Below are 20,453 nucleotides of genomic sequence, written 5' to 3'. Positions count from 1 at the left end.
ACTGATTTTATCAATCGACGCGGGGGGGCGTGACGATACAAACCACGAAGTATCGGTCCGTGGGGGGCGTAACGATTGCGCGCTTGAGGGCCTAGCCATTCCGATTGACTGTACCAACGAAGGGTGCCACTGCTATGTCTGGCCTCCGTGCGTTTTACGCTACCTGCGCTTCGCTCGTCATGATTTTATCCGTAGGTTGCCAAGCTTACGTGGGAGGAAGTTGCGGTAGCATCGTTGGCTGCGGTTCGGACTGCGGCTGTACTGCCCCGGCGACGTGTGCGGCCGATTGCGGCTGTGCGGCTGAACCTGGTTGCGGATGCGGCGACGCCTGCGGCGGAGCTTGCGGACGTAGCTACGCGTTCCAGCGGTACCAAGGCAACTGCGACTACAAGCCGTTCCGCCTGCGAGCTTGCACCGGATCTGCCTGTAGCGACGTTGGCCCCGGCTGCGGTTGCGAACCAGGCTGCGTTGCCGAGCCCGCTTGCGGCTGCGGACCAACCTGCGGCGATCCTTGTGATCCCTGCGACGGTTCGGTGCCCTGCGAACGCTGCGGCGAAGGCGTCGTGAACTTCCTGGGACGCTTGAAGCACGACCTGTTCGGCCCCGCCTGTGCGGGATGCGACGGCGAGCTTTACTGGAGCGAATGGCACAACGATCCTCCGCAATGCACCGATCCCTGTAATCGCTGTGGCACCTACGTGGGACCTTCCAGCTACAGCGGCTACTCGGCAGGCGGATGCAGCGAGTGCCAGGGCGGTTGCTCGCAGTGCCAAGGCGGATACGCCGGCGAGCAATACACCTCGCCCAACACCCGCATCGGCCAACTGCCGAGTACCGATAGCCCCCGGCTCCGCTAGTCTCTCATGCGATCTTTAGTGCAAGGCTCTTTGTTCATGCAGGCTACTCGTCGATTGCCGTTGGTACTGATGCTGCTGTTCCTGGTAGCAAACGTTGGCTGCGTAACGATGGAACAGCGGTTGTCGGGCTACACCTGCGACCGCCCCGCGAAGGTGATCGATCCGCGTGGGGTGCCGATTGAACCCTGCTGCCATTGCGAACCGATGGCTCCGCGTTGCCGCGATACGAACGCGTGTTGGCAGCTGCAACGAACGCGCGAGACCTTCTTCGACTCGCTGTACGCGTTGATTTGGGAATGCAACGTTTGGCCGAATAGCGATTGCTGCCAAAAGTGCAACTAGAGCACGCTTTGCGTAGTTGAAGGGCGCTCTAAGCTTTGTCGATGCCAAACAAACGCTTTGCATTGGCCGTGGTGGCTTCGGCCACTTTCATCGGCGTGGTGCCGAGCACCTCGGCCAGGCAACTACAGGTATGCACCACGTGGGCGGGCTCGTTGCGACGAATCTTGCGCATCGGCTCCGGCGACAGGTACGGCGAATCGGTCTCGATCAGCATGCGATCAAGCGGTACCGTAGCGGCCACCTCGCGTAATTCGTCGGACTTCTTGTAAGTGACCATGCCCGCGAAACTAACATAGAGCCCCAGCTCGATCGACTCGGCCGCTCCCGCAGCGGTGCCGGTGTACGAGTGCATGACGCCTGCCAACGGCCCACGGGCGGCCGCTTCGCGGAGCATCTCGAGCACGTCGGCCTCGCACTCGCGCATGTGCACGATAAAGGGTAACCCCGTCGCTTGCGAATGCCGCAGGTGCCGGTCGAAGTAATCTTGTTGCACGTCGAAGGGGGCATCGTCCCAATAGCGGTCGAGGCCGGTCTCGCCGAGCGCGACAACCCTAGGCTGCTGGGCGAGTTGCACGATGCGGTCCCAGTCGCCAGGGTCGGTTTCGTGGACGTAATTCGGCTGAATACCAACCGCTGCGTACATTCCGGAATACTGGCTGGCCAGCTCCACGCAGCGGGCGCTCGACGCGGCCGAGACTCCCATCGCCAGAATGTGCGTCACGCCGGCTTGATGCGCGCGGGCGACGACCTCGTCGCGATCGTCGTCGAAGTTGTCCTGGTCGAGATGGGCGTGGGTATCAAAATACACTTGGGCAGGGTCCAGTATCGTTGGGGCCAAAGGTTGTCAGCAGGGCAGGGCACACTAGTACGTCGTCCCGGAAGTCATTTCCTATAGAGTTCAGGGAAGACGCGTTTGGCGTCTTTTCGATGGAAGGTCCAATTGATTTTGATTTTCTTCCGATTGCGGTCGCGTGAACAGTGGGAGAGTTCGCTTTGAACCTTGTCGAGCGAAGCCAACCGACGTCCCAGGCATTGTCGCTGTATGGCCGAGATTTCGATCTCGGCCATGTTGAGCCAACTGGCATGCTTGGGGGTAAAATGCCACACAATCCGCTCCAGCATTGGCCGAGCCGCCTCCTCGCCAAAGGTTTCGATCAACGACTTCTCGTTGTGCGTGTTGAGGTTGTCCATCACCAGATGAACCCGCTCTGCGTCGGGATAGCGCTTCAAGAGGTCGCGGACGAACCGGGCGAAGTCGGCTCGCTTGCGGTGACGCTTGGCCTGAACGAATCGCTTGCCCGCCTTCGGCTCGACCGCCACGAACACGCTGCAGGTTCCGCAGCGGCGGTACTCGTAGTCCTGCTTCGCGATCTTGCCGGGTGCCGCGGGCTCGGGCGGCCGCGCGTCGTCGACCCTCTGATAGGGCTGCTCGTCGAGGCAGACGACCGGCTCGTTCGGGTCGAGCGGCTTCTCGTACTGCTCGAGGACGTCCTCCATCCGCTCACAGAACTCGTCGTTCAGCTTGGGCACGCACCAAGTTTTTTTCGCCACGGCTTCAGGTCGTGTTCCTTGAGCCACAGCGAGACCTCCGTCACGCTGAGCGAATCGACGAAGCCTTCCTTCACCGCGTGCTCGCACAACAATTCCAGCGTCCAGCGAGCCCGTCCCTCGGGCGGCTCGCTGCACGCCAGGGCGATTACCTGTTGCTGCTGCCGCTTGGTGAACTCTGGGGGGCGGCCCGAGCGAGGCGCATCGTACACCGCCCGCTGGACGCCCTCTTCGCAGAACCGCTTTCGGACGGCTCGGACGTTGCGCGTCGTGCAGCCCACATGCTCGGCGATCTCTTCGTCGGTGCATCCCGAGTCCGATTTCAATAATATCTGGCAGCGACGCACCACTTGCGCCGCGCGGGCGCCTGAGCGTGCTAGCTGCTCCAAACCTCCACGGGCCTGGTGGTCCAGGCAAACAATGTGCTTTTTCATTCCGCAGCATATAGCAGCGGAATGGATTTCAGGAAAGACGTACTAGGCGATGCTGCAAGCGGGCACCAGCCAGCATCATAGCACGCACTTGCGAGAGAGACATCGCTCGCCGGGCTAGCGAGCCAGCACCGCGGTGAGATCTTCCAGCGACTCGAGATGGGCTTGAGTCATGCCGCGGATTTCGTCGACCAGCGAACGGAGCGACGCCTGGCGGGTGAGTTGCTCAGCAATTGCGTCGAGCTTCGCCAGGTCTTGCTGCGTGTGGCGAATCGCTCGTTGCAGCAGGAACTCGATCGACAAATCGTTGGTGTCGGTGAACGACAGCGGGAACTCGATATTCGGAATCGGGCAGCCGGATGCTTCCAGACGCTCGGCCACGCGATCGGCCAACAGGTCCTGGTCGGCCAGGATGTCGGTAATCACATCCGTGATTTCGCTCGTCGTTGGCATGCCATACGCGTGGGCGTATCGCAGGTATTGCACGAACGACCGGCGAAGCAGCACTAGCAACTCGGTCAACACAGCTTTCGGAGTGACAACTTGCATGCTAAGGCAATACTCCTGAGGCAGCGGCTTGGGCCAGGTCGGTGAGTGCTGAAGGGAAGATGAACAGCAGGAACAGCGGCAACGTCACCAGCACCACGAACGAGACGGGGGCCAGCGAGATTTCCACCGGACCGCGGCTGATTGGTTCGGGGCGAAGCACCATGGTTCGCACCACTCGCCAGTAGTAAACCAGCGAAACCACCGTGTTCAAACCGGCGACCACCAGCAACGTAAGCATGAGCGGTGTGCCAACTTTCGCCAGCACTGCGAACGCGGCGAACTTGCCGAGGAAGCCAGCCATGGGAGGAATGCCGAGCAGGCTCGCCATGGCAACCACCATGCAAACCGTGATCGCAGGAGCCGAGCGAACCATGCCCGCGTAGTCGTCGATGTTTTCGCTACCGGTGGCGTTTCGCAGGAAGGCGACGATTGAGAACGCGGCCAGATTCATGAACAGGTACACGCCGAGGTAAACCAGCAAGCTGGTGAGCGCCTGCGCGGCGCCGGAGGGCTCGCCGGTCAATGTTACGAGCGCGGCGACCGGCATCATCATGTATCCCGCGTGGGCGATGGTGGAGTAGGCCAGCATGCGTTTGATGTTGGTCTGACCATACGCGGCCAGGTTGCCGAATGTGCAGGTCACCAACGCAACCACGGCAATCAGTGTGGTAAGGTACGTGCGGACCGGCCCGAGCGGATCGGTCGCTTCCGAGTCGGCCACGGTGGTCGCTGCTGTGTTGTTTGCCGCTGTGGGGTTCGAAACGGTTACTACTTGCAGTTGGGTGGGCTGTTCGGCTACCACGGGGGCCGTGGTGTCGATCGGCAGGCACGTGGCCATCACCACGCGCACCAGCAGGGCGAGGGCAGCCGCTTTCGAAGCCACCGACAGGAAGCCCGCGACCTCGGCCGTCCCCCCTTCGAACGCATCGGGGCACCAGAAGTGGAACGGGAAGGCGGAAAGTTTAAACGCCAGGCCGACACCGATCAGCAGACCAGCCAGTACCAGCGCGGCCAGCACACCAAGGTCCTGACCGCCGGCGATCAGCCCCGGCAGATCCAGTTCGGCAAGTTGCCACCCGATAGTCGGCAGGTGAGCGGTGCCCAGCAAGCCAGCCAGCAGGCTAATGCCATACAGCATCATGCCGGCCGCACCTGCTCCGTACACCGCGTATTTCAGGGCCGCTTCGCTAGCGCGGCGATTGTTTCGTACCAGACCGACCAGCACGTACGACGGGACGCTCGCCATCTCGACACCCAGGAAGAGTGTCATCAGATGGTTGGCCGACGCCATGATGCACATGCCGAGCGTCGCGCCGAGCATCAATACGTAGATGTCCTGGCCATCGAACTTGGCGGTAAGGTCGGTAAGCCGGCAGAGCAGCACCATGAGTACTGCGAACAAAAGCAACGCGAGTCGCAGGTAAACGGTCACTCCGTCGTACACCAGCATGCCGGTGAATAGTTCGGTGGAGGGGAGCGTGCCCAGGCTGGCGAAGCCATCCACCGGAGCGGCCGCGGCCAAGGCCAGGCCGGTGCCGATCAAGGCTATCACAAACGGCGGCAACACCAGAGTCAAGCGATCGAACATCCGAACCAGCAATAGCAGCACGATCGTGGTGCATAACACCAGCTCAGGGCAGTAGAGCGGAAGGCTCACGCCAAAGGTGTTGGAAACCAGGTTGTCAACAATCGATTGCAAGGCTGCGGCAGGGAGGTTCGAGGGGAGAAATAGTAGTTAACTGGCCATATCGCTATGAGTCGTTGCAGCGATTTCGGTTTCGGCAGGTTCTTCCGCCTTCTTGGCTTCGAACTTACGCGTCATGGGAGCGAGTTGCTCCACGGTGCGACTCACCGAGGGCTCCATGTAGTCGAGCACTACTCGCGGATACACGCCGAACAAGATGGCCAAGGCCAACAGCGGAGCAGCGATGCGGAACTCGCGGGAAGTAAGCGGGGTAAGGGCTTCGGGGTGCGGACCATTGTAGTCGGCTCCCAGGTAGACGCGTTGCAGAGTCCACAGGATGTAACCTGCGGTCAGGATCACTACCGAAGCGGCAATCACGGCCAGCACGATGCAGTACTTCCAGGTGGAGAGCACCACCATCACTTCGCCGACAAAACCGCACAGCCCCGGCAGACCGAGACCAGCGAAGAAAATGCCAACGGCCAAACCGCTATACACTGGCATGCGGCCAAAAATGCCACCGAACTTGTTGAGGTCGCGATGATGCACTCGGTCGTAAAGCACGCCGACCATAAAGAACATGCCGGCCGAGCTGACACCGTGAGCGATCATCTGGAACATGGCACCGTTCATGCCCCACCGCCAGTAATCGGCATTGTAGTCGGGCGACATGGCACTCCACACACCCAGGCCGAGCACGACGTAGCCCATGTGACTCACCGAACTGTAGGCGACAAGTCGCTTGAAGTCGGTTTGCGCGAGTGCGGCAAACGCTCCGTACACCATGCTGACCACGCCCAGGCTGCAGACCAGCCAAGCCAGATCGTACGCGGCTTCGGGACAAATGGGATAAGCGATGCGGATAATACCGTAACCACCCATCTTGAGCAGCACGCCCGCCAGGATCATCGAAATCGGCGTTGGTGCTTCCACGTGGGCGTCGGGCAACCAGGTGTGCACCGGCACGCTCGGCACCTTAATCAGGAAGCCGATCAACAACAGCAGGAAGGCCCACCACTCGTAGGTCATGCCGGCCAGTTTGCCTTTGAATTGGTCGGTGGTCTGCCCCAGCTCTTGCAGGGCCATGATGCTAAAGGTGTGCTGCGGAGTGGTCGCTTCGTCGATCGCTTCGATCTGAGCGGGGCTGAAGCGGAACTCCTGCAGTTTAGCGGTAGGCAGGTCGCGAACGTCGCTCGAGAAGTAGAGCATCAGAATCGCGATCAGCATCAGCACGCTGCCGAACAACGTGAACAGGAAGAACTTGATGGCGGCATACTCGCGGCGGGGGCCACCCCACACGCCGATCAAGAAGTACATCGGCAGCAGCATTACTTCCCATAGCACGTAGAACAGGAAGAAGTCGAGCGCGAGGAACACGCCGATCATGCCGGTTTCGAGCAGCAGGAACAACACGCAATAAGCCTTCACGTGTTTTTCGATCGGCCAGCTGGCACCCATCGCCAGCATCGAGATAAACGTGGTCAGCAGCACGAGCGGCAAGCTGATGCCATCAATGCCGAGGGCAAAGTAAATGTTGAACGAGGGAATCCAGTCGACAGAGAACAGGTGCTGCATGCTGTCGACACCCGCTTGGAACTGAATGCCTGGCCAGCCGAAGAGCATGCCGATCGACAGCAGGAACGTCACCACGGTGGTCCAGAACGTGGCTTTCTTAATGACTTCGGGATTATCGTTCGGAGCAAAGCACGCAATCGCTGCTGCCGCCAAGGCGGGCAGGAAGACGAGTAGGCTCAGGAAGATGGCGGGGTTATCAAGATTCATTTTTGTTTAGTGCCGTATCACGTTCGGTTCGGCCCGGCGTTAGCCGGCCAAGGCGTATTTCCAACACAGGCTGGCCGCCACGAACAAGCCGAGCGTACCGAGTACCAGGAACAACACGTATTGCCGTAGTCGGCCTGTTTGTAGTCGATGTAGCGAGTTGCCCAGGTTCCAGGTCTGCGAAGCCAGCCCGTTGAGCGAGCCGTCGACCGCACCGCGGTCGACCACTCGATCGAGCAGTTTGGCCAGTACCGTCAGGGTGCGGGCGATGCCGTTGGCCAGCGGGTCGATCACGTAGCGATCGATGCCGGCAAAGAACTTGCTTTTCAGCAGGGCTGTTTTCACAAACATCCAATCGTAGATCTGGTCGAACCACCAGCCGTTTGACAGCAATCGATGAATGGGAGCGAACGAGTCTTGCACTTCCTCGGCTCGCAGCCATCGCCAGACGTAGGTCATGGTTGCCAGCAGCAAACCACCCAACGCACAGCCAAACGCGGCCCAGCCAGCAGGTTCTTTGATCTCTGGAGCGTGACTCATATGCTCGTCGGGAATCGTCAGCCCTGTGAGCCAGTGACCACTCGTGGTTTCGAGCGTACCCGCGGGGCGGGCTTGTTCGAGCACCGCGGGGAGCGACAGCCCGCCGGTGAAAGGTATGCTCCAACCAGCGACCACCGCCAGCGTGGCCAGCAGTACCAGCGGGGCGACCATCGAACGGGGCGACTCGTGCGCGTGTTCGTACTTCTCGATGTTGGCCGGCTCGCCGGTGAAGGTCATGTACCACAAGCGGAACATGTAGCAGGCGGTAATCGCAGCGCTAATTAGCGGCAACCACAGCAGCAAGCTGTAGGTCGGCGACGGGCTAGCGATCGAGAAACTCCACGCCTGCTCGATGATCGAGTCCTTCGAGAAGTAGCCCGACAAGCCCCAGCCCCACATGGGGAAGCCAGCACCGATGATTGCCAGGCAGCCGACCAGCATCGTGTAAGCGGTCCATGGCATCTTGTGCCGGAGCCCGCCCATCTGACGCATGTCGTTGGTATGTACCGCGTGGATCACGGAGCCGGAGCAAAGGAACAGCAAGCTCTTGAAGAACGCGTGGGTCACCAGGTGGAACAGGCCAGCAAGCCAGCCACCCAATCCCAACGCGAGCATCATGTAACCAAGTTGACTAATGGTAGAGAACGCGAGCACCCGCTTGATGTCGTAAGCGGTGATGGCGACCGTCGCGGCCAGGAACAGCGTGATGGCCCCCACGGTCGCGATTACCAGCAATGCTTCGGGCACGAAGATGGGATAGCAACGCCCCACCAGATACACGCCAGCGGCGACCATCGTGGCCGAGTGCACCAGCGCCGAAACCGGCGTGGGGCCTTCCATTGCATCGGGCAACCAGGTGTGCAGCGGGAACTGGGCACTCTTGCCGACGCAACCGCAGAAGATGCCGACGCCGCCGACGAAAAGCAATAAATAGCCAGGCTGGCCTTCGCTCGATTCTTCGGAATCCGCGTGGGCGGACTCGTTGGCCATTTCGTGTGCGGGCGACTCATGCGTTGCCGACTCGCCCACCATGGCGGCGGGGGCTAGTTCATGATGATGTGCAGCCGGGCGAAGCTTCGAGAACATCCCTTGCTCGGCGGGCGTATCGCCAAACTGCAAGGTGCCGAGCGACGACCACAAAGCCATCAGGCCGATGAGCATGCCGAAGTCGCCGACGCGGTTCACGATAAACGCTTTGTTTGCAGCATTCGAAGCCGACCGGCGTTCGAAGTAAAAACCAATCAAGAAGTACGAGCAGATACCCACCAGTTCCCAGAACATGAACACCATGCCCAGGCTGCCAGCGATCAGCAGGCCGAGCATGCTAAACGAGAACAGCGACAGGTACTGATAGAAGCGATGGTACCGACCGGCGCGATGCAGGAACTCGCCGCCGTGGGTGGCGACCTCGTGATCGGTCACGTCGTGCAGTTCTTCATGCATGTAGCCCATCGAGTACACGTGCACGCAGGTGCTAATGAGCGTGACCACGGTAAACATGGCAACGGTCAGCGCATCGATGTAGTAGCCGATGGTCAGGTGCAGATCGCCGATGGAGATCCACGAGTAGAAATCGCCCGAGTAAGCGATGCTGCCCGCGTGCCCGTGGGCGTCGGCTGCGATGGGGTGGTAGGCCAGCCAGATAATGAGCGAGATCAGGCTGAGCACGAAGCTGGAACCGATCGCTCCGATGGCGATATAAGCCGCCCCCTTTTGCACTCCGTAGCCGGGGCGTTTGCCCGCCAGGAACGGAAGCGAGAAGCCGATCCATAGCATGGCGAACGACGCCAGTGGCAAGAGCCAGGCGATGCCGAGTAGCAGTGGAAGCAGGCTTTCAGGAGTCATATCGAAAACAGGACGCGGAGCGCCTTAACCTTTCAGGTCGTCGGCTCGGTCGATATCGATCGAACCAAGGCTGTTATAAAAATTCAAGGCAATCGCCAGTGCCACGGCGGCTTCGGCCGCTGCGAGCACGATCACGAACATGGCCATCAACTGCCCGTCGAGTCCCAGTGATCCCTCACTACCACGCAGGTAAGGGCTGCCGAGAGCCACTAGGTTGACGTTGGCCCCGTTGAGCACCAGTTCGATGCCCATGAGCACGCCGAGCGCGTTGCGCTTGGTGGCCATGCAGATCACACCGCAGGTAAACAGCACTGCTCCCACCACCATGTAGTGGCTCACGCCAATCGGTTCGGTAAGTAGGCTGGCGAGCAGCATCATCCGCGGACCTCGCTCGGGAAATTGGTAACGTCGTCGTTAGCTGCCTGTCGAGCCCGCGCCAGGTAGGCGGCTCCGACCAGCACGACCAACAAGTGGACCGAAACGATCAGGAAGGGGAACAAGTAGCCCGACATCCCTTGGCGAAGCTCGGCGTCGGGTTGGTCGAGTTGATCGACACGGTACCCTTCGAGCGCCATGCCGATCGGGGCGGCCGTAACGACCGGCGTATTCCGCTCGACGGCCGGGGTGTTCGTGGGTTGCCAGGCGGGCACGTTCGTCACGGTGAACGCGAGCACGAACAGCAGCACTCCCCCCACGACCAGCGCGGTAAGCAGTTCGCCGCTCGAGGTCCGCATCGCCAGGAACGGCGTTTGGGCGGTGAGCATCACACCAAACACCAGCAGCACCAGGGTGCCGCCGACGTAGATCATCAACTGCATGGCACCCACAAAGTCGGCACCTGCGAGGAAGAACAGCCCTGCGGTCGCGGAGAGCGACAGCACCAGGTAGAACGCCATGCGGACGATGTTGTTCGACAACACCACCGCGATCGCGAATCCACCAGCCAGCAGGCTGCAAAGCAGGAACAGGAAGCTCGACCAGATCATGGTTGACCCTCCTGCGAGTGATTGGTTTCGTTCTTGGCGATCAACGCTTCCTCGGCTGGCGGGGTCGCGAGCTCGGGCTCGACGAGCGGCTTTTCGGTCACCATGCGATTTGCGGCCGGGGCTTGCAGCAAGCCGAGGAACACGCGGTCGGGCATGGCTACGTGCCAGAGAGCCGCGCCGACGAACATCGCTGCGGCAATCGGCGTGCAGTACTTCAAGCAGGTGGTCATTACCTGATCGATACGCAAGCGAGGCAAGGTCCACCGCACCCACATCATCACGATCACCAGCAGGATGGCTTTCACGAGCACGTTCACCAGGCCGATCAAGTTGCCGATATAGCCGAGCACCGCGATGTCGTTGCCACCGAGACCGAGGAGGTCGCCGATTGGGATCGGACCGTTCCAGCCGCCTAGGAACAGAATCGACGCCAGCAAGCTAACTGCGAGCATCGAACCGTACTCGGCCATGAAGAAGAAGCTCCAGCGGAGACCGGAGTATTCGGTATGGAAACCAGCCACCAGTTCGCTCTCGGCCTCGGCCAAGTCGAACGGGGCGCGATTCACGCTGGCGGTTGCACAGGTGAAGTAAACCCAGAACACCAGGAAGGTGAACGGATCGTGCAGCAGGTACCAGTTGGTGAACCAGCCTTGTTGCTTGTCGCCGATCACGACCAGGTCCATCGAGCCGGCCAGCATCACCGGTATCACCACGCAGAGTCCCAGCGGTACTTCGTAGCTCACCACTTGGGCGGCCTCACGCATGGCTCCGAACAGCGACCACTTCGACGCCGAACCATACCCGGCGAGGATCACGCCGAACACTTCGAGCCCCATTACTGCGAGCACGAAAAACACGCCGACGTTCAGGTGTTGAGCGACGAACGGAAAATCACGCCCGGCAAAAGGGATGGCGATGAATCCTGCCAGCGACGCACAAAAGCTCACATAAGGAGCAATGCGGAACATCATCTGATCGGCGTCGCCCGGCACCAGGTCTTCTTTGGTCAGCAGCTTCAAGCCATCGGCCAACGTTTGCAGCCAGCCAAACTTGCCACCCACGCGAGTGGGGCCCAGGCGGTCCTGGATGCGACCCGCGACTTTTCGTTCGAGCCAGATGAACAGCAGCGATGAGCTGGCAATCAGGCCCAGAACCAGCGATACGTACACCAACGCAGCCAGCACGTATCCGATGGGATGGTTTAGAGGTACAGCTCCTCCAAACCAGCTCAGGATCCAGTCGAATAGTCTGTTTAGCGGCTCAGCCACGATGCTTTCCGTGCCGGTAAGTTGTCAGCGATCAGGTCGCTGATTAAAGCGAAGTTGTCAGTGAATATCGCACACGTTGTATCGAGTGTCGAGGGATTGCTGGTGGTGTTCGAGGTGGACCGAAACAAGACCTAGCGGTCTATTTCTCCCATCACCAAGTCGAGCGAGCCCACGATCGCCGGGACGTCGGCAATCAGGCAGTCGCGACATAGTTCTGGGACCACCGACAAGTTGGCGAGCGAGCTACTACGAGCCCGAGCACGCCAGGGAATCGCATTGCCATCCGAGACAATGCCGAATCCCATTTGGCCGCGAGGACACTCGGTTTCGAGGTAGGCCTCGCCAGCGGGTAGTTTCTGGGTAAGTTTGATCGGCTCGCCGATGCTGCCTTCGGTGGTGCGATACTTTTCGATCGCTTGGCGCACCAGGCGGATCGACTGCACTACTTCGAGCATGCGAACGTAGAACCGATGCCAACAATCGCCGAGCACCGCTTCGAGCGGCACCGCGGGATACTCTTGGTCGGCAGGGTACTGGCCACGGCGCTCGACCACGATCTCGTAGTCGTAGCCTTCGTACATTTTGGTGAAGATCGGTTCGCCATCGCGGCGCAGGTCCCAATCGACTCCGCTGCCACGCAGCACGGGGCCGCTGCACCCGTAGTTGATTGCCAGTTCTGGCGACATGATACCGATGCCCGCGGTCCGTTTGATGAACACCGCGTTGCTGGTGAGCAGCGTGTGGTACTCGTCGATCACCGGCACAAACTGGTCGAGAAACGACAGGCACTTCTCCATCCAGCCCGGGGGCAGGTCGCCGGTTGCACCGCCGACGGTGATGTAGCTATAGGTGAGTCGGGCGCCGCAGACGTCTTCGAATAAGTCGAGTATTTTTTCGCGTTCTCGGAAGGCGTACAGGAACGGGCTGAAGCTCCCCAGGTCGAGCCCGTAGGCGCCCATGCCGACCAGGTGGCTGGCAATGCGGTTCAGTTCGGTGATCAAGACCCGCAGATGGCGGCCCTTTTCGGGCACTTCGATGCCCATCAGCTTCTCGACCACCAAGGCCCAGCCGAGATTCATGTTCATCCCAGCCAGGTAGTCCATGCGGTCGGTATACGGAATGTACTGCCGGGGGGTGAGGTTCTCGCCGATCTTTTCGGCACACCGGTGCAAATACCCGATGTGCGGCATCACTTCACTGACGACTTCGCCGTCGGTTCGCAGCACCAGTCGCAACACACCATGCGTGCTGGGATGCTGTGGTCCCATGTTGACCAGCATCTCGTCGGTACGAACATCGAGTTCGATGGTGTTGGTTGCCGTGGTGTTGGACATGCCGTTGCTTTTCGAAGTAACTCGCGAAGGGATGAACTGCCGGTGAAAGGTGGGGGCGACTCGTGTGGATGGCTAACGACCGCGAATGCCGTGGTACTCCAGCGGCATCTCGTAGTCTTTGCGAAGCGGATGGCCTTGCCAGTCTTCAGGGCAGAGGATCCGCCGCAGATCGGGGTGGCCAGTGAACTCGATGCCCACCAGGTCGTAGACTTCCCGCTCGTGCCAGTCGGCAGTCCGCCAGATGTTCGAAACGGTTGGCACTTGCGGAATCATCTCGGGCTCGTCGTTCTGCCAGCGCGGTAGCATGAGCTTCACGACGAGTAGGTGTTTGTGCTGCAAGCTCGTCAGGTGGTACAGCAACTCGATGTGAGGTTGCCACTTCACCTTCTTTGCTTTCTTCTCATCCGGTTCGCAGTAGTCGACCCCGGTGATGCAGTTCAGGTAGTTGAACGCGAGCGTTGGTTCGTCTTTTAGGAACTGAGCGACGCGCGGCCAGTCGTCGACGCTTACTTCGATCCATGGATCGACCGCCTCGGACACCGCTTGCATCGTGGCGCCCGGGAAACGCTCGGTGAGAACCTTGTGGATCGTAGTGAAGTCAGCCATGGAATCGACGAAAAGTGGTTGAAAGGCGGGGCTCAGGCAGCCCGTATTTGGGTGGAATTGTTCGTGGTAGGCACCGAGCGAACCGCCCGCACCCAGTCGAGGTCGCCCCGTTTCCAGACGTAGGCAAAGCCGACCATCAATACCGCGAAGAACACCGCGATGTCGACGAGCGACGTCCGCACGATGTGCGTGGCCATCTGCTGGGTCGCGGCTTTGGTCTGACCGCGAGGGTCGGTGGTTAGCTGCAACGCTTCGGCTTGTTCGGCGGTGAGCGTCGGCGACGTCGGATGCCGGATGCCAAGTTCGCGAAGCTTCTGCTCCGCAAAGGGCGACAGTTGCGTGGCTGGGGCATCGTAGTTGTCCATGTCGGCCGCCACGATCGGAGCACTGGTGGCCGCTAGTTCGTTCGCTTTGCCAAACACCGTGGCCCAGGGAAAGAAGAAGGCCACTTCGACATCAAAAATGATGAACAGCAACGCGACCACGTAAAATCGGAGGTCGAACTGCACGAAGCTCGAGCCAATGGTCGGCTCGCCGCACTCGTAGATTTCCAGCTTTTCTTCATTCGGTTTGCTGGGCCGGCAGAAGTAGCCGATCAGCAAGTTCGCGAACAAGAAGACACCACCCACCAGCACGAACAGGGCAAGGAAGCCAACGATTTCGGTAGGAGTTGCCATGGGATGTTCGGGGGACGTTTATGAAGCGGAGGTTTGATTCGGCCCGCCGTGGACGGGCGCGATGACTTGTTTGGATTCGTGCACCGCGGTGGGATTGAGCGTGGCTCGCCCCCAAGCGACATCGAGCGGCAACCGCGAGAAGTCCACCAGGCAACCATCGCGCGAGTAGCAGCTCAGGTCGTGGTTTGCCCCCATGAAAATGCAATCCACCGGGCAGGGTTCCACGCAGAGTGCACAGAACATGCACTTGCTGTAATCGATGGTAAAGCCGGTGACCTTAAAGCCTTTGGCTCCTTCGACCCGCTCCTTGCCGATGTAGATGCAGTCCACCGGGCAAGCTTTCGCGCACTGATCGCACGCAATGCACGTGGTCAGGTCGAAGCGGTGGAATCCCCGATAGCGGGCCGAAACAGGCACCGGCAGCTCGGGATACTCGAAAAGCTCGGTAAAGGCTTTACGCTCAGGGCGTAGGGTCCGCACCCACATGCGAAGCGTCACCCACAAACCGTGGGCAACGGTGCTGACCGTCTCGATGATATTCCCTAGCCAGGGCCAGGATTTTTTAATTGCTGTGACCATGGTAGTCCTGCGACTTCCTTGTGAAGTCGGCGATTATAGGGCATGCAAGGCCTTGCCTAATAGCCCCGGCGGGAACGTGCAAAATGGCTGTCGTGAATGCGGGTCTCCGCTGATTCTGGGCCTGGTGGACGCAGGATCCGGGGAATCGGCGTTACCGGCATGCAAAATACACGCCAATCTCTTGCCGTTCGCTTGACTATTGACTAGCTGCTCGTAGAGTGAAGGTAGGAAAAATGTCGTCAAGGGGGGATTCGTCCTTCCGCAGTTTGGGACGGCATGCGTGTAAGACATGAGAGTCGGACAGGTGGCCTACGAGCCGACCCCGGCCACCAAAATGAAGGAATCGAACCATGTTAGTGCTCTCGCGGAAGAAGAACGAGAGTATCGTTATCAACGACGATATCACCATTGTGGTGGTCGAAATCCGTGGCGACAAAGTACGCCTGGGGGTTGAGGCTCCCAAGGAAGTACCGGTACACCGTAACGAAGTGTACGAGGCCATCCGTCGCAGCCAAAATGTTGAGCAGGCTCAAAATGTTGAGCAGACCGGCGATTCGTCGGCCGCTGCTGAGTAGTTTCCTGCCATTCGGTAAACACCGCTCAAATTATTGCAGCGGTTGCTCAATTCTTTTGTGGTTAATTGCCGATACCTGTAGTTCAACCTGCTGGGGTGGGTTGACGATTGGCCGTTAGCTTTCTATACCAAGTTGCTTACCCGAAACGTGGTAACAACAGCTAAGCGGGCACCGGCCTTTCTTAGCGAACCTCCCCGGGTGCAAAAGCCTCTCTTTTGGGGCAATTGCGAATAGACGGCCCCTTCGTCTAGTGGTCTAGGACTCCGGCCTTTCACGCCGGCAACACGGGTTCGAACCCCGTAGGGGTCACTTTTAGTGGAAGCAGACCTCGGGAATCGCAAGATTCCCGAGGTTTTCCGCTTTCTGGGCTGTCGCTTGGTTTTGCACCGCAGTTTCCGGTGCCTTCTTCAGCGAATCTTCAGTGCTAGGTTCCGAGGTCGAAGTCGATATCGAGAGTCTGACGACGGTGCTGGACCGCTAATTGTCTGTTTGAGGATCTGCGGTATCTGTTGCTGGGAATTCATCACCGCCTGCGTTTTGGGCGGACTGCTCGTTTTGGCCTTGAGGCTCTTGGTGCTGGCGGTCGCGAGGAAAGGCAGAACGCAGGCCGTCGATATGTTCGTGCAAATCGGACCGAATGGTGGCCCACATTGGGTCCAGGATAAAGTCAATTCCTTCGCGTCTCGCAAGCTTTGCTGCTGGTACGAAATCGCTATCTCCAGAAACTAGGACTATCTGATCGACCTGCTTCTTGTAGGCCAATGAAGCGATGTCCAAGCCAATCCTGATGTCAACACCCTTCTGTTTCGCATCATAGACAACGTCTTCGTCCTTCAATTCGCTAAGTTTCGTCGAGCCGCGAAGTAGTTTGGTGAGTTTCTTACCACTCAATTTCCACTCCGCCGAATCACCATTAATGTAGCCAAGTCTGATTGCTACTTTTCGCTTCCGTTTTAGCAACTCAAAAAATGAGGTTCGCCAAATCGCTGTTGCGCTCTTACCGAGATCGATTCCCTTTTTCGAAACAGGGTTTTGGATCCTCTTGGTGAGTGGAGCACAGTCGTAATAGAAAATGCGGTACAGGGAGCGTTTTTTGCTACTACCCTTCCCACCCGTCGACGGACTCCTGTCTCGTAGGTGTTCGTTGCACATCCAGACCATGTCTTTCGCTACTTGGTCAGGTGTTGCCGAACCCCGGAGATAGCGATATCGCTTAAGAAAGAAGCTACCGTCTACTAGAATTGCTGTCGGCATAAAAAGAACCCCCTGGTTTCAGCCACCCCGCAATAGATTGGGAGCGCGTACTAGCAGGGGGTTGTTCTTTGAAGTTGGAGTCAATGGGTAATCCCATCAACATACAAATTATGGCATCGTTATCGTCAAATTTCAAACAGTATCCTTTGCTTTGTAGCAAATAATTCCATAAATAGTTGGTGGAAAAGGGTTTGCGTCATTTTGTGCGTTTCGACAGTTGGTGTTTGATACTTTCATTTATTCATGTGACGCTCGCAATTACCACCACCCTAGCCCCCTCCGTAAAGCCGCCCGATTAACCATTTTTCGCTTCGAAATGGCCACCTCATCTGCTATAACGGAGTGGGGTACAAGTGTATATGTGTTGGTTTGGTTTTCGGTGATTGGTTAGGTAAAAAAACAGGGGGAGTCGGATGGATTGCAAGCGTCGATTGCTGAGTGTGAGGCAACAGCGTTCGGCATGGGGCACTTACCCGCCATTTGCCCCCACTCGCTGCCGGGGTGGGGCGAAATGGTGGGACGGCGGTTTCGGGGCGCGCGAAAAAGTGTCGGTAAAACAAGCTTCTATGTGAAGTCCGCCAGGCTGGTGAAGCCAGAATAAAGCCCCCACGAATCGATTTCGCGGTTTTGGGGGCAAAACTCCGGAGCCCTTCACCGGCCCCCGGCGAGCGACTCGCTGCGGGTGTTCGACGGCCAACTGAATCGCTAGAGTGCAGTGCTGCCCCCCCCGTCGCTGGGCACCGCGTATTGATAGGCTCCGTTCCGCGGAGCATGTTCATCTTCGTTCCTCTCATTTCATTGCATCGATCCATGTACGACGCCTTGCTACTGGTTTCGTTCGGAGGCCCCGAGGCACCCGACGAGGTCATGCCCTTTTTGGAAAACGTGTTGCGGGGCAAGAACGTGCCTCGTGAGCGGATGCTCGAAGTCGCGGAGCACTACCAGCACTTCGGCGGGGTCAGTCCCATCAACGAGCAGAACCGGCAGTTGATCGCTGCGCTCAAGGACGACTTTGCTGCCAACGGAGTGGAGCTACCGATCTATTGGGGCAATCGCAATTGGCATCCACTGCTGCCCGACGCGCTGACGCAGATGAAGCAAGACGGGGTGAAGCGGGCGCTGGCGTTCTTCACCAGTGCGTTCAGCAGCTACAGCGGTTGCCGGCAGTATCGCGAGAACATTGCCGACGCGCAGCAAGAGGTCGGCGACGGCGCGCCCGAAGTGCACAAACTGCGGATGTTCTTCAACCATCCTGGGTTCGTCGAACCGATGGCCGAGAACGTTCGCAACGCTTACGCGTCGATCGACGAGGAGCGGCGGGCCGAGGCCAAGCTGTTGTTCACCGCGCACAGCATTCCCATGTCGATGGCCGAGAACTGCAAGTACGAGTTGCAACTGAACGAAGCGTGTCGCCTGGTGGCCGAGCAGGCCGGAGTCGGGGCGTGGGAGCTGGTGTACCAGAGCCGCAGCGGCCCGCCGATGCAGCCTTGGCTCGAACCGGATGTTTGCGACCACTTGCGCGAACTCAAATCGCAGCAGCCTGAGTTGAACGATGTGGTGATCGTGCCGATCGGGTTTACGTCGGATCACCTCGAAGTGCTGTTCGACCTCGATACCGAAGCCAAGCAGGTGGGAGAAGAGCTGGGCGTGAACGTCGTGCGGGCGGCCACGGTTGGCACCCATCCTCGGTTTGTCGCGATGATTCGCGAGCTGGTGCTCGAACGCATGCAGCCGGAGTGCGAGCGTTTGGCCCTCGGCGAGCTAGGCCCGAGTCACGATGTATGCCCGGAGGATTGCTGTCGCTATACGCCGCGTCGGCCGCCAGTGGCCAGTTAGGAATTCAGCCGCCAGTTAGGAATTCAGTAGCCGAGTAGATTATTCGCTGCCAAGTAGGTTGCAAATCGATTGTTTGTGAGGAGTGTGTGATGCCAGTCGAAAGTCGAAAGTTAGGCACCTCGGGTTGCTCGGTGGCTCCCATTGCGCTGGGGTGCTATCCGATTGCCGGAGTCACGACGCTCGGAGCCAACGAGGCCGATAGCATCGCGACGATCCAGGCTTGTTTCGATTTGGGAATCAACCATCTCGATACCGCTTACGTGTATGGCGAGCATGGCGAAAGCGAGAACCTGATTCGCCAGGCGATCGCCGGGCGGCGCGACGAGGTGGTGATCGCCACGAAGGGTGGCATCCACTTCGAGTCGGGCAGCATGGTCAACGACGCCCGCCCCGAGACGTTGCTCCGCGAGTGCGACGAGAGCCTGCAGCGGCTTGGGACCGATCGGGTGGAGCTGTATTACTTGCACTCGCCCGATCGTGAGCGGCCGATCGAGGAGTCGGCCGCTGCGATTGCCAAGCTCATCGAGCAGGGCAAGGTGCTCTCGGCCGGGCTGAGCAACGCGACGCCGGAGGAAATGGAAGCGTTTCACGCGGTCTGTCCGCTGTCGATGGTGCAGCTTCCCTACAACATGCTGCAGCGGGGGATCGAGCAGCGGACGGTCCCCTGGTGCCAAGAGAATGGCATCGGCATCGCGGTCTACTGGGCGCTGATGAAGGGCCTGCTCGCTGGCAAGCTGCCGCGCGATGGTCAGCTGGCCGAAGGGGACTCGCGGCGCAAGTATCCCATGTTCCAGGGGGAGGAATATCGCAAGAATCTCGATTTTGTCGATCGCTTGCGGGAGATCGCCGAGCCGGTCGGGCTGTCGGTCGCTCAGTTGGTGGTCGCCTGGACCATCCGGCAACCTGGCATCACCGTGGCCCTTTGCGGGGCGAAGCGTGCGTATCAGATCACCGAAACCGCGGTCGCCCAGCAGGTGGAGCTCACGCCCGAGGTGCTCCAGGCAATCGACGACGCGCTAGCCGAGCGGGGCGAAGCTTTAACGAATCGGCAATTTGAGTAACCTCACTCGTTTTCAAAGGGGGAAAATATTTGCGATCGCTGGTGCTTAATTTGCTGGCAAAATGCCAAAATGGCGACTAGGCTTTCACTATGCCCAAAGTGCTCCTAACCGCCTATGCACCGTACGACGATTGGTCCGCCAACGCGAGTTGGATGGTATTGCAGGAAGTTACCCGCGACCTGCCGGCCGAAATCGAACTGGTTACCCGCTTGTACCCCGTCGATTTTGCGGAAATGACCAACCGGCTCGGGCAGGATCTCACATCGGACATCGACATCGCGATTCATCTCGGGCAAGCGCCTGGCAACTCGCGCATCGATCTGGAGTCGGTCGCCATCAATTGCGGCAAGCTTCGCGATCAACGACCCGAAGAAGCCTGGCCGCTGGTCGAAGGTGGCCCAGTCGCTTATCAGTCGTCGCTGCCGTTGGCCGAGTGGGCGCGTCAGATGCGGAGCGAGGGAGTGCCAGCCGAGGTGTCGCACCACGCAGGTACCTACCTGTGCAATGCGATCCTGTATATGTCGCACCATCTTTCGGTCGAAAACGCGTTGGGCGTGCAGTCGGCGTTCATGCATGTGCCGGTTGCTCCGGAGCAGGTGATCGCTCGCCGGATGGATTTGGCGTCGTTGCCGATTGCCGAAACGGCCCGCGGCTTGCGCGTGGTGCTGGACGACATTGCCGCTCGGGTGCCTGCACGGTAGG

At 59.4% G+C, this 20,453-nt stretch carries 21 protein-coding genes and 1 tRNA gene; 7 read left to right on the top strand and 15 right to left on the bottom strand.

The window, feature by feature from the left end; translation table 11 throughout:
• The first annotated feature begins 134 nt into the window (after positions 1–134).
• On the top strand, positions 135–857 hold the full coding sequence (locus Pan181_RS17705; RefSeq protein WP_197528463.1) for a hypothetical protein: 723 nt from the start codon (positions 135–137) through the stop codon (positions 855–857).
• A gap of 36 nt (positions 858–893) precedes the next feature.
• Positions 894–1,199, top strand: a complete 306-nt coding sequence (locus tag Pan181_RS17700; RefSeq protein WP_145248687.1) for a hypothetical protein — start codon at positions 894–896, stop codon at positions 1,197–1,199.
• Between the two features lie 28 nt (positions 1,200–1,227).
• Here Pan181_RS17700 and Pan181_RS17695 read toward each other — a convergent pair whose 3' ends face one another.
• The 14 genes from Pan181_RS17695 to Pan181_RS17630 form a co-directional block, all read right to left on the bottom strand.
• A complete protein-coding gene (locus tag Pan181_RS17695) occupies positions 1,228–2,007 on the bottom strand; it encodes a TatD family hydrolase (RefSeq protein ID WP_145248685.1) in 780 nt (259 codons plus the stop codon).
• 74 nt (positions 2,008–2,081) lie between these two features.
• A complete protein-coding gene (locus tag Pan181_RS17690) occupies positions 2,082–2,729 on the bottom strand; it encodes an IS630 family transposase (protein WP_145244957.1) in 648 nt (215 codons plus the stop codon).
• Positions 2,717–3,181, bottom strand: a complete 465-nt coding sequence (locus tag Pan181_RS17685) for a helix-turn-helix domain-containing protein (protein WP_145244956.1) — start codon at positions 3,179–3,181, stop codon at positions 2,717–2,719. Before Pan181_RS17685 ends, Pan181_RS17690 begins: the two co-directional genes overlap by 13 nt.
• A 114-nt stretch (positions 3,182–3,295) precedes the next feature.
• The gene (locus Pan181_RS17680) at positions 3,296–3,727 is read right to left on the bottom strand and encodes a hypothetical protein (RefSeq protein WP_145248684.1); all 432 of its coding nucleotides are present in this window, start codon (positions 3,725–3,727) and stop codon (positions 3,296–3,298) included.
• A gap of 1 nt (position 3,728) precedes the next feature.
• Positions 3,729–5,426, bottom strand: a complete 1,698-nt coding sequence (locus Pan181_RS17675) for an NADH-quinone oxidoreductase subunit N (protein ID WP_145248683.1) — start codon at positions 5,424–5,426, stop codon at positions 3,729–3,731.
• A 36-nt stretch (positions 5,427–5,462) separates the two neighbouring features.
• Positions 5,463–7,193, bottom strand: a complete 1,731-nt coding sequence (locus Pan181_RS17670; RefSeq protein WP_145248682.1) for a complex I subunit 4 family protein — start codon at positions 7,191–7,193, stop codon at positions 5,463–5,465.
• A gap of 39 nt (positions 7,194–7,232) precedes the next feature.
• Positions 7,233–9,575, bottom strand: a complete 2,343-nt coding sequence (gene nuoL / locus Pan181_RS17665) for an NADH-quinone oxidoreductase subunit L (protein WP_145248681.1) — start codon at positions 9,573–9,575, stop codon at positions 7,233–7,235.
• Between the two features lie 24 nt (positions 9,576–9,599).
• Positions 9,600–9,953 carry an NADH-quinone oxidoreductase subunit NuoK gene (gene nuoK, locus Pan181_RS17660; RefSeq protein ID WP_231943628.1) on the bottom strand — a complete coding sequence of 118 codons (354 nt, stop codon included), beginning with the start codon at positions 9,951–9,953 and terminating at the stop codon, positions 9,600–9,602.
• Positions 9,950–10,561 (bottom strand): NADH-quinone oxidoreductase subunit J family protein, encoded by a 612-nt coding sequence (locus Pan181_RS17655; RefSeq protein ID WP_145248680.1) that lies wholly within the window; start codon positions 10,559–10,561, stop codon positions 9,950–9,952. The genes nuoK and Pan181_RS17655 overlap by 4 nt, the downstream gene beginning before the upstream one ends.
• A complete protein-coding gene (gene nuoH, locus Pan181_RS17650) occupies positions 10,558–11,829 on the bottom strand; it encodes an NADH-quinone oxidoreductase subunit NuoH (protein ID WP_231943627.1) in 1,272 nt (423 codons plus the stop codon). Before nuoH ends, Pan181_RS17655 begins: the two co-directional genes overlap by 4 nt.
• A 131-nt stretch (positions 11,830–11,960) precedes the next feature.
• The gene (locus Pan181_RS17645) at positions 11,961–13,163 is read right to left on the bottom strand and encodes an NADH-quinone oxidoreductase subunit D (protein ID WP_145248678.1); all 1,203 of its coding nucleotides are present in this window, start codon (positions 13,161–13,163) and stop codon (positions 11,961–11,963) included.
• Between the two features lie 72 nt (positions 13,164–13,235).
• Positions 13,236–13,769: an NADH-quinone oxidoreductase subunit C gene (locus tag Pan181_RS17640; RefSeq protein ID WP_145248676.1), complete on the bottom strand. Its 534-nt coding sequence runs from the start codon at positions 13,767–13,769 to the stop codon at positions 13,236–13,238.
• A 32-nt stretch (positions 13,770–13,801) separates the two neighbouring features.
• Positions 13,802–14,446, bottom strand: a complete 645-nt coding sequence (locus Pan181_RS17635) for an NADH-quinone oxidoreductase subunit A (RefSeq protein ID WP_145248675.1) — start codon at positions 14,444–14,446, stop codon at positions 13,802–13,804.
• Between the two features lie 18 nt (positions 14,447–14,464).
• Entirely contained in the window at positions 14,465–15,025 is a 561-nt protein-coding gene (locus tag Pan181_RS17630; RefSeq protein WP_145248673.1) for a NuoI/complex I 23 kDa subunit family protein, read from the bottom strand.
• A gap of 350 nt (positions 15,026–15,375) precedes the next feature.
• On the opposite strand from Pan181_RS17630, the gene csrA reads away from it, so the two are divergent.
• Together csrA and Pan181_RS17620 are read left to right on the top strand one after the other, a co-directional pair.
• On the top strand, positions 15,376–15,600 hold the full coding sequence (csrA, locus tag Pan181_RS17625) for a carbon storage regulator CsrA (protein WP_145248671.1): 225 nt from the start codon (positions 15,376–15,378) through the stop codon (positions 15,598–15,600).
• Positions 15,601–15,836: 236 nt separating this feature from the next.
• A tRNA-Glu gene (locus Pan181_RS17620) sits at positions 15,837–15,909 on the top strand.
• Positions 15,910–16,077: 168 nt separating this feature from the next.
• Here the strand turns inward: Pan181_RS17620 and Pan181_RS17615 are convergent.
• The gene (locus tag Pan181_RS17615; RefSeq protein ID WP_145248669.1) at positions 16,078–16,854 is read right to left on the bottom strand and encodes an NYN domain-containing protein; all 777 of its coding nucleotides are present in this window, start codon (positions 16,852–16,854) and stop codon (positions 16,078–16,080) included.
• A gap of 810 nt (positions 16,855–17,664) precedes the next feature.
• On the opposite strand from Pan181_RS17615, the gene Pan181_RS17610 reads away from it, so the two are divergent.
• From Pan181_RS17610 to Pan181_RS17600, 3 genes are all read left to right on the top strand, one after another.
• A complete protein-coding gene (locus Pan181_RS17610; protein WP_145248667.1) occupies positions 17,665–18,690 on the top strand; it encodes a ferrochelatase in 1,026 nt (341 codons plus the stop codon).
• Positions 18,691–18,779: 89 nt separating this feature from the next.
• A complete protein-coding gene (locus Pan181_RS17605; RefSeq protein ID WP_145248665.1) occupies positions 18,780–19,751 on the top strand; it encodes an aldo/keto reductase in 972 nt (323 codons plus the stop codon).
• Positions 19,752–19,840: 89 nt separating this feature from the next.
• A complete protein-coding gene (locus Pan181_RS17600; protein ID WP_145248663.1) occupies positions 19,841–20,452 on the top strand; it encodes a pyroglutamyl-peptidase I in 612 nt (203 codons plus the stop codon).
• The last annotated feature ends 1 nt before the right edge of the window (position 20,453 follow it).

This window comes from Aeoliella mucimassa, from assembly GCF_007748035.1.
Lineage (GTDB): Bacteria > Planctomycetota > Planctomycetia > Pirellulales > Lacipirellulaceae > Aeoliella > Aeoliella mucimassa.
This window is presented reverse-complemented; position numbering and strand designations above follow the sequence as displayed.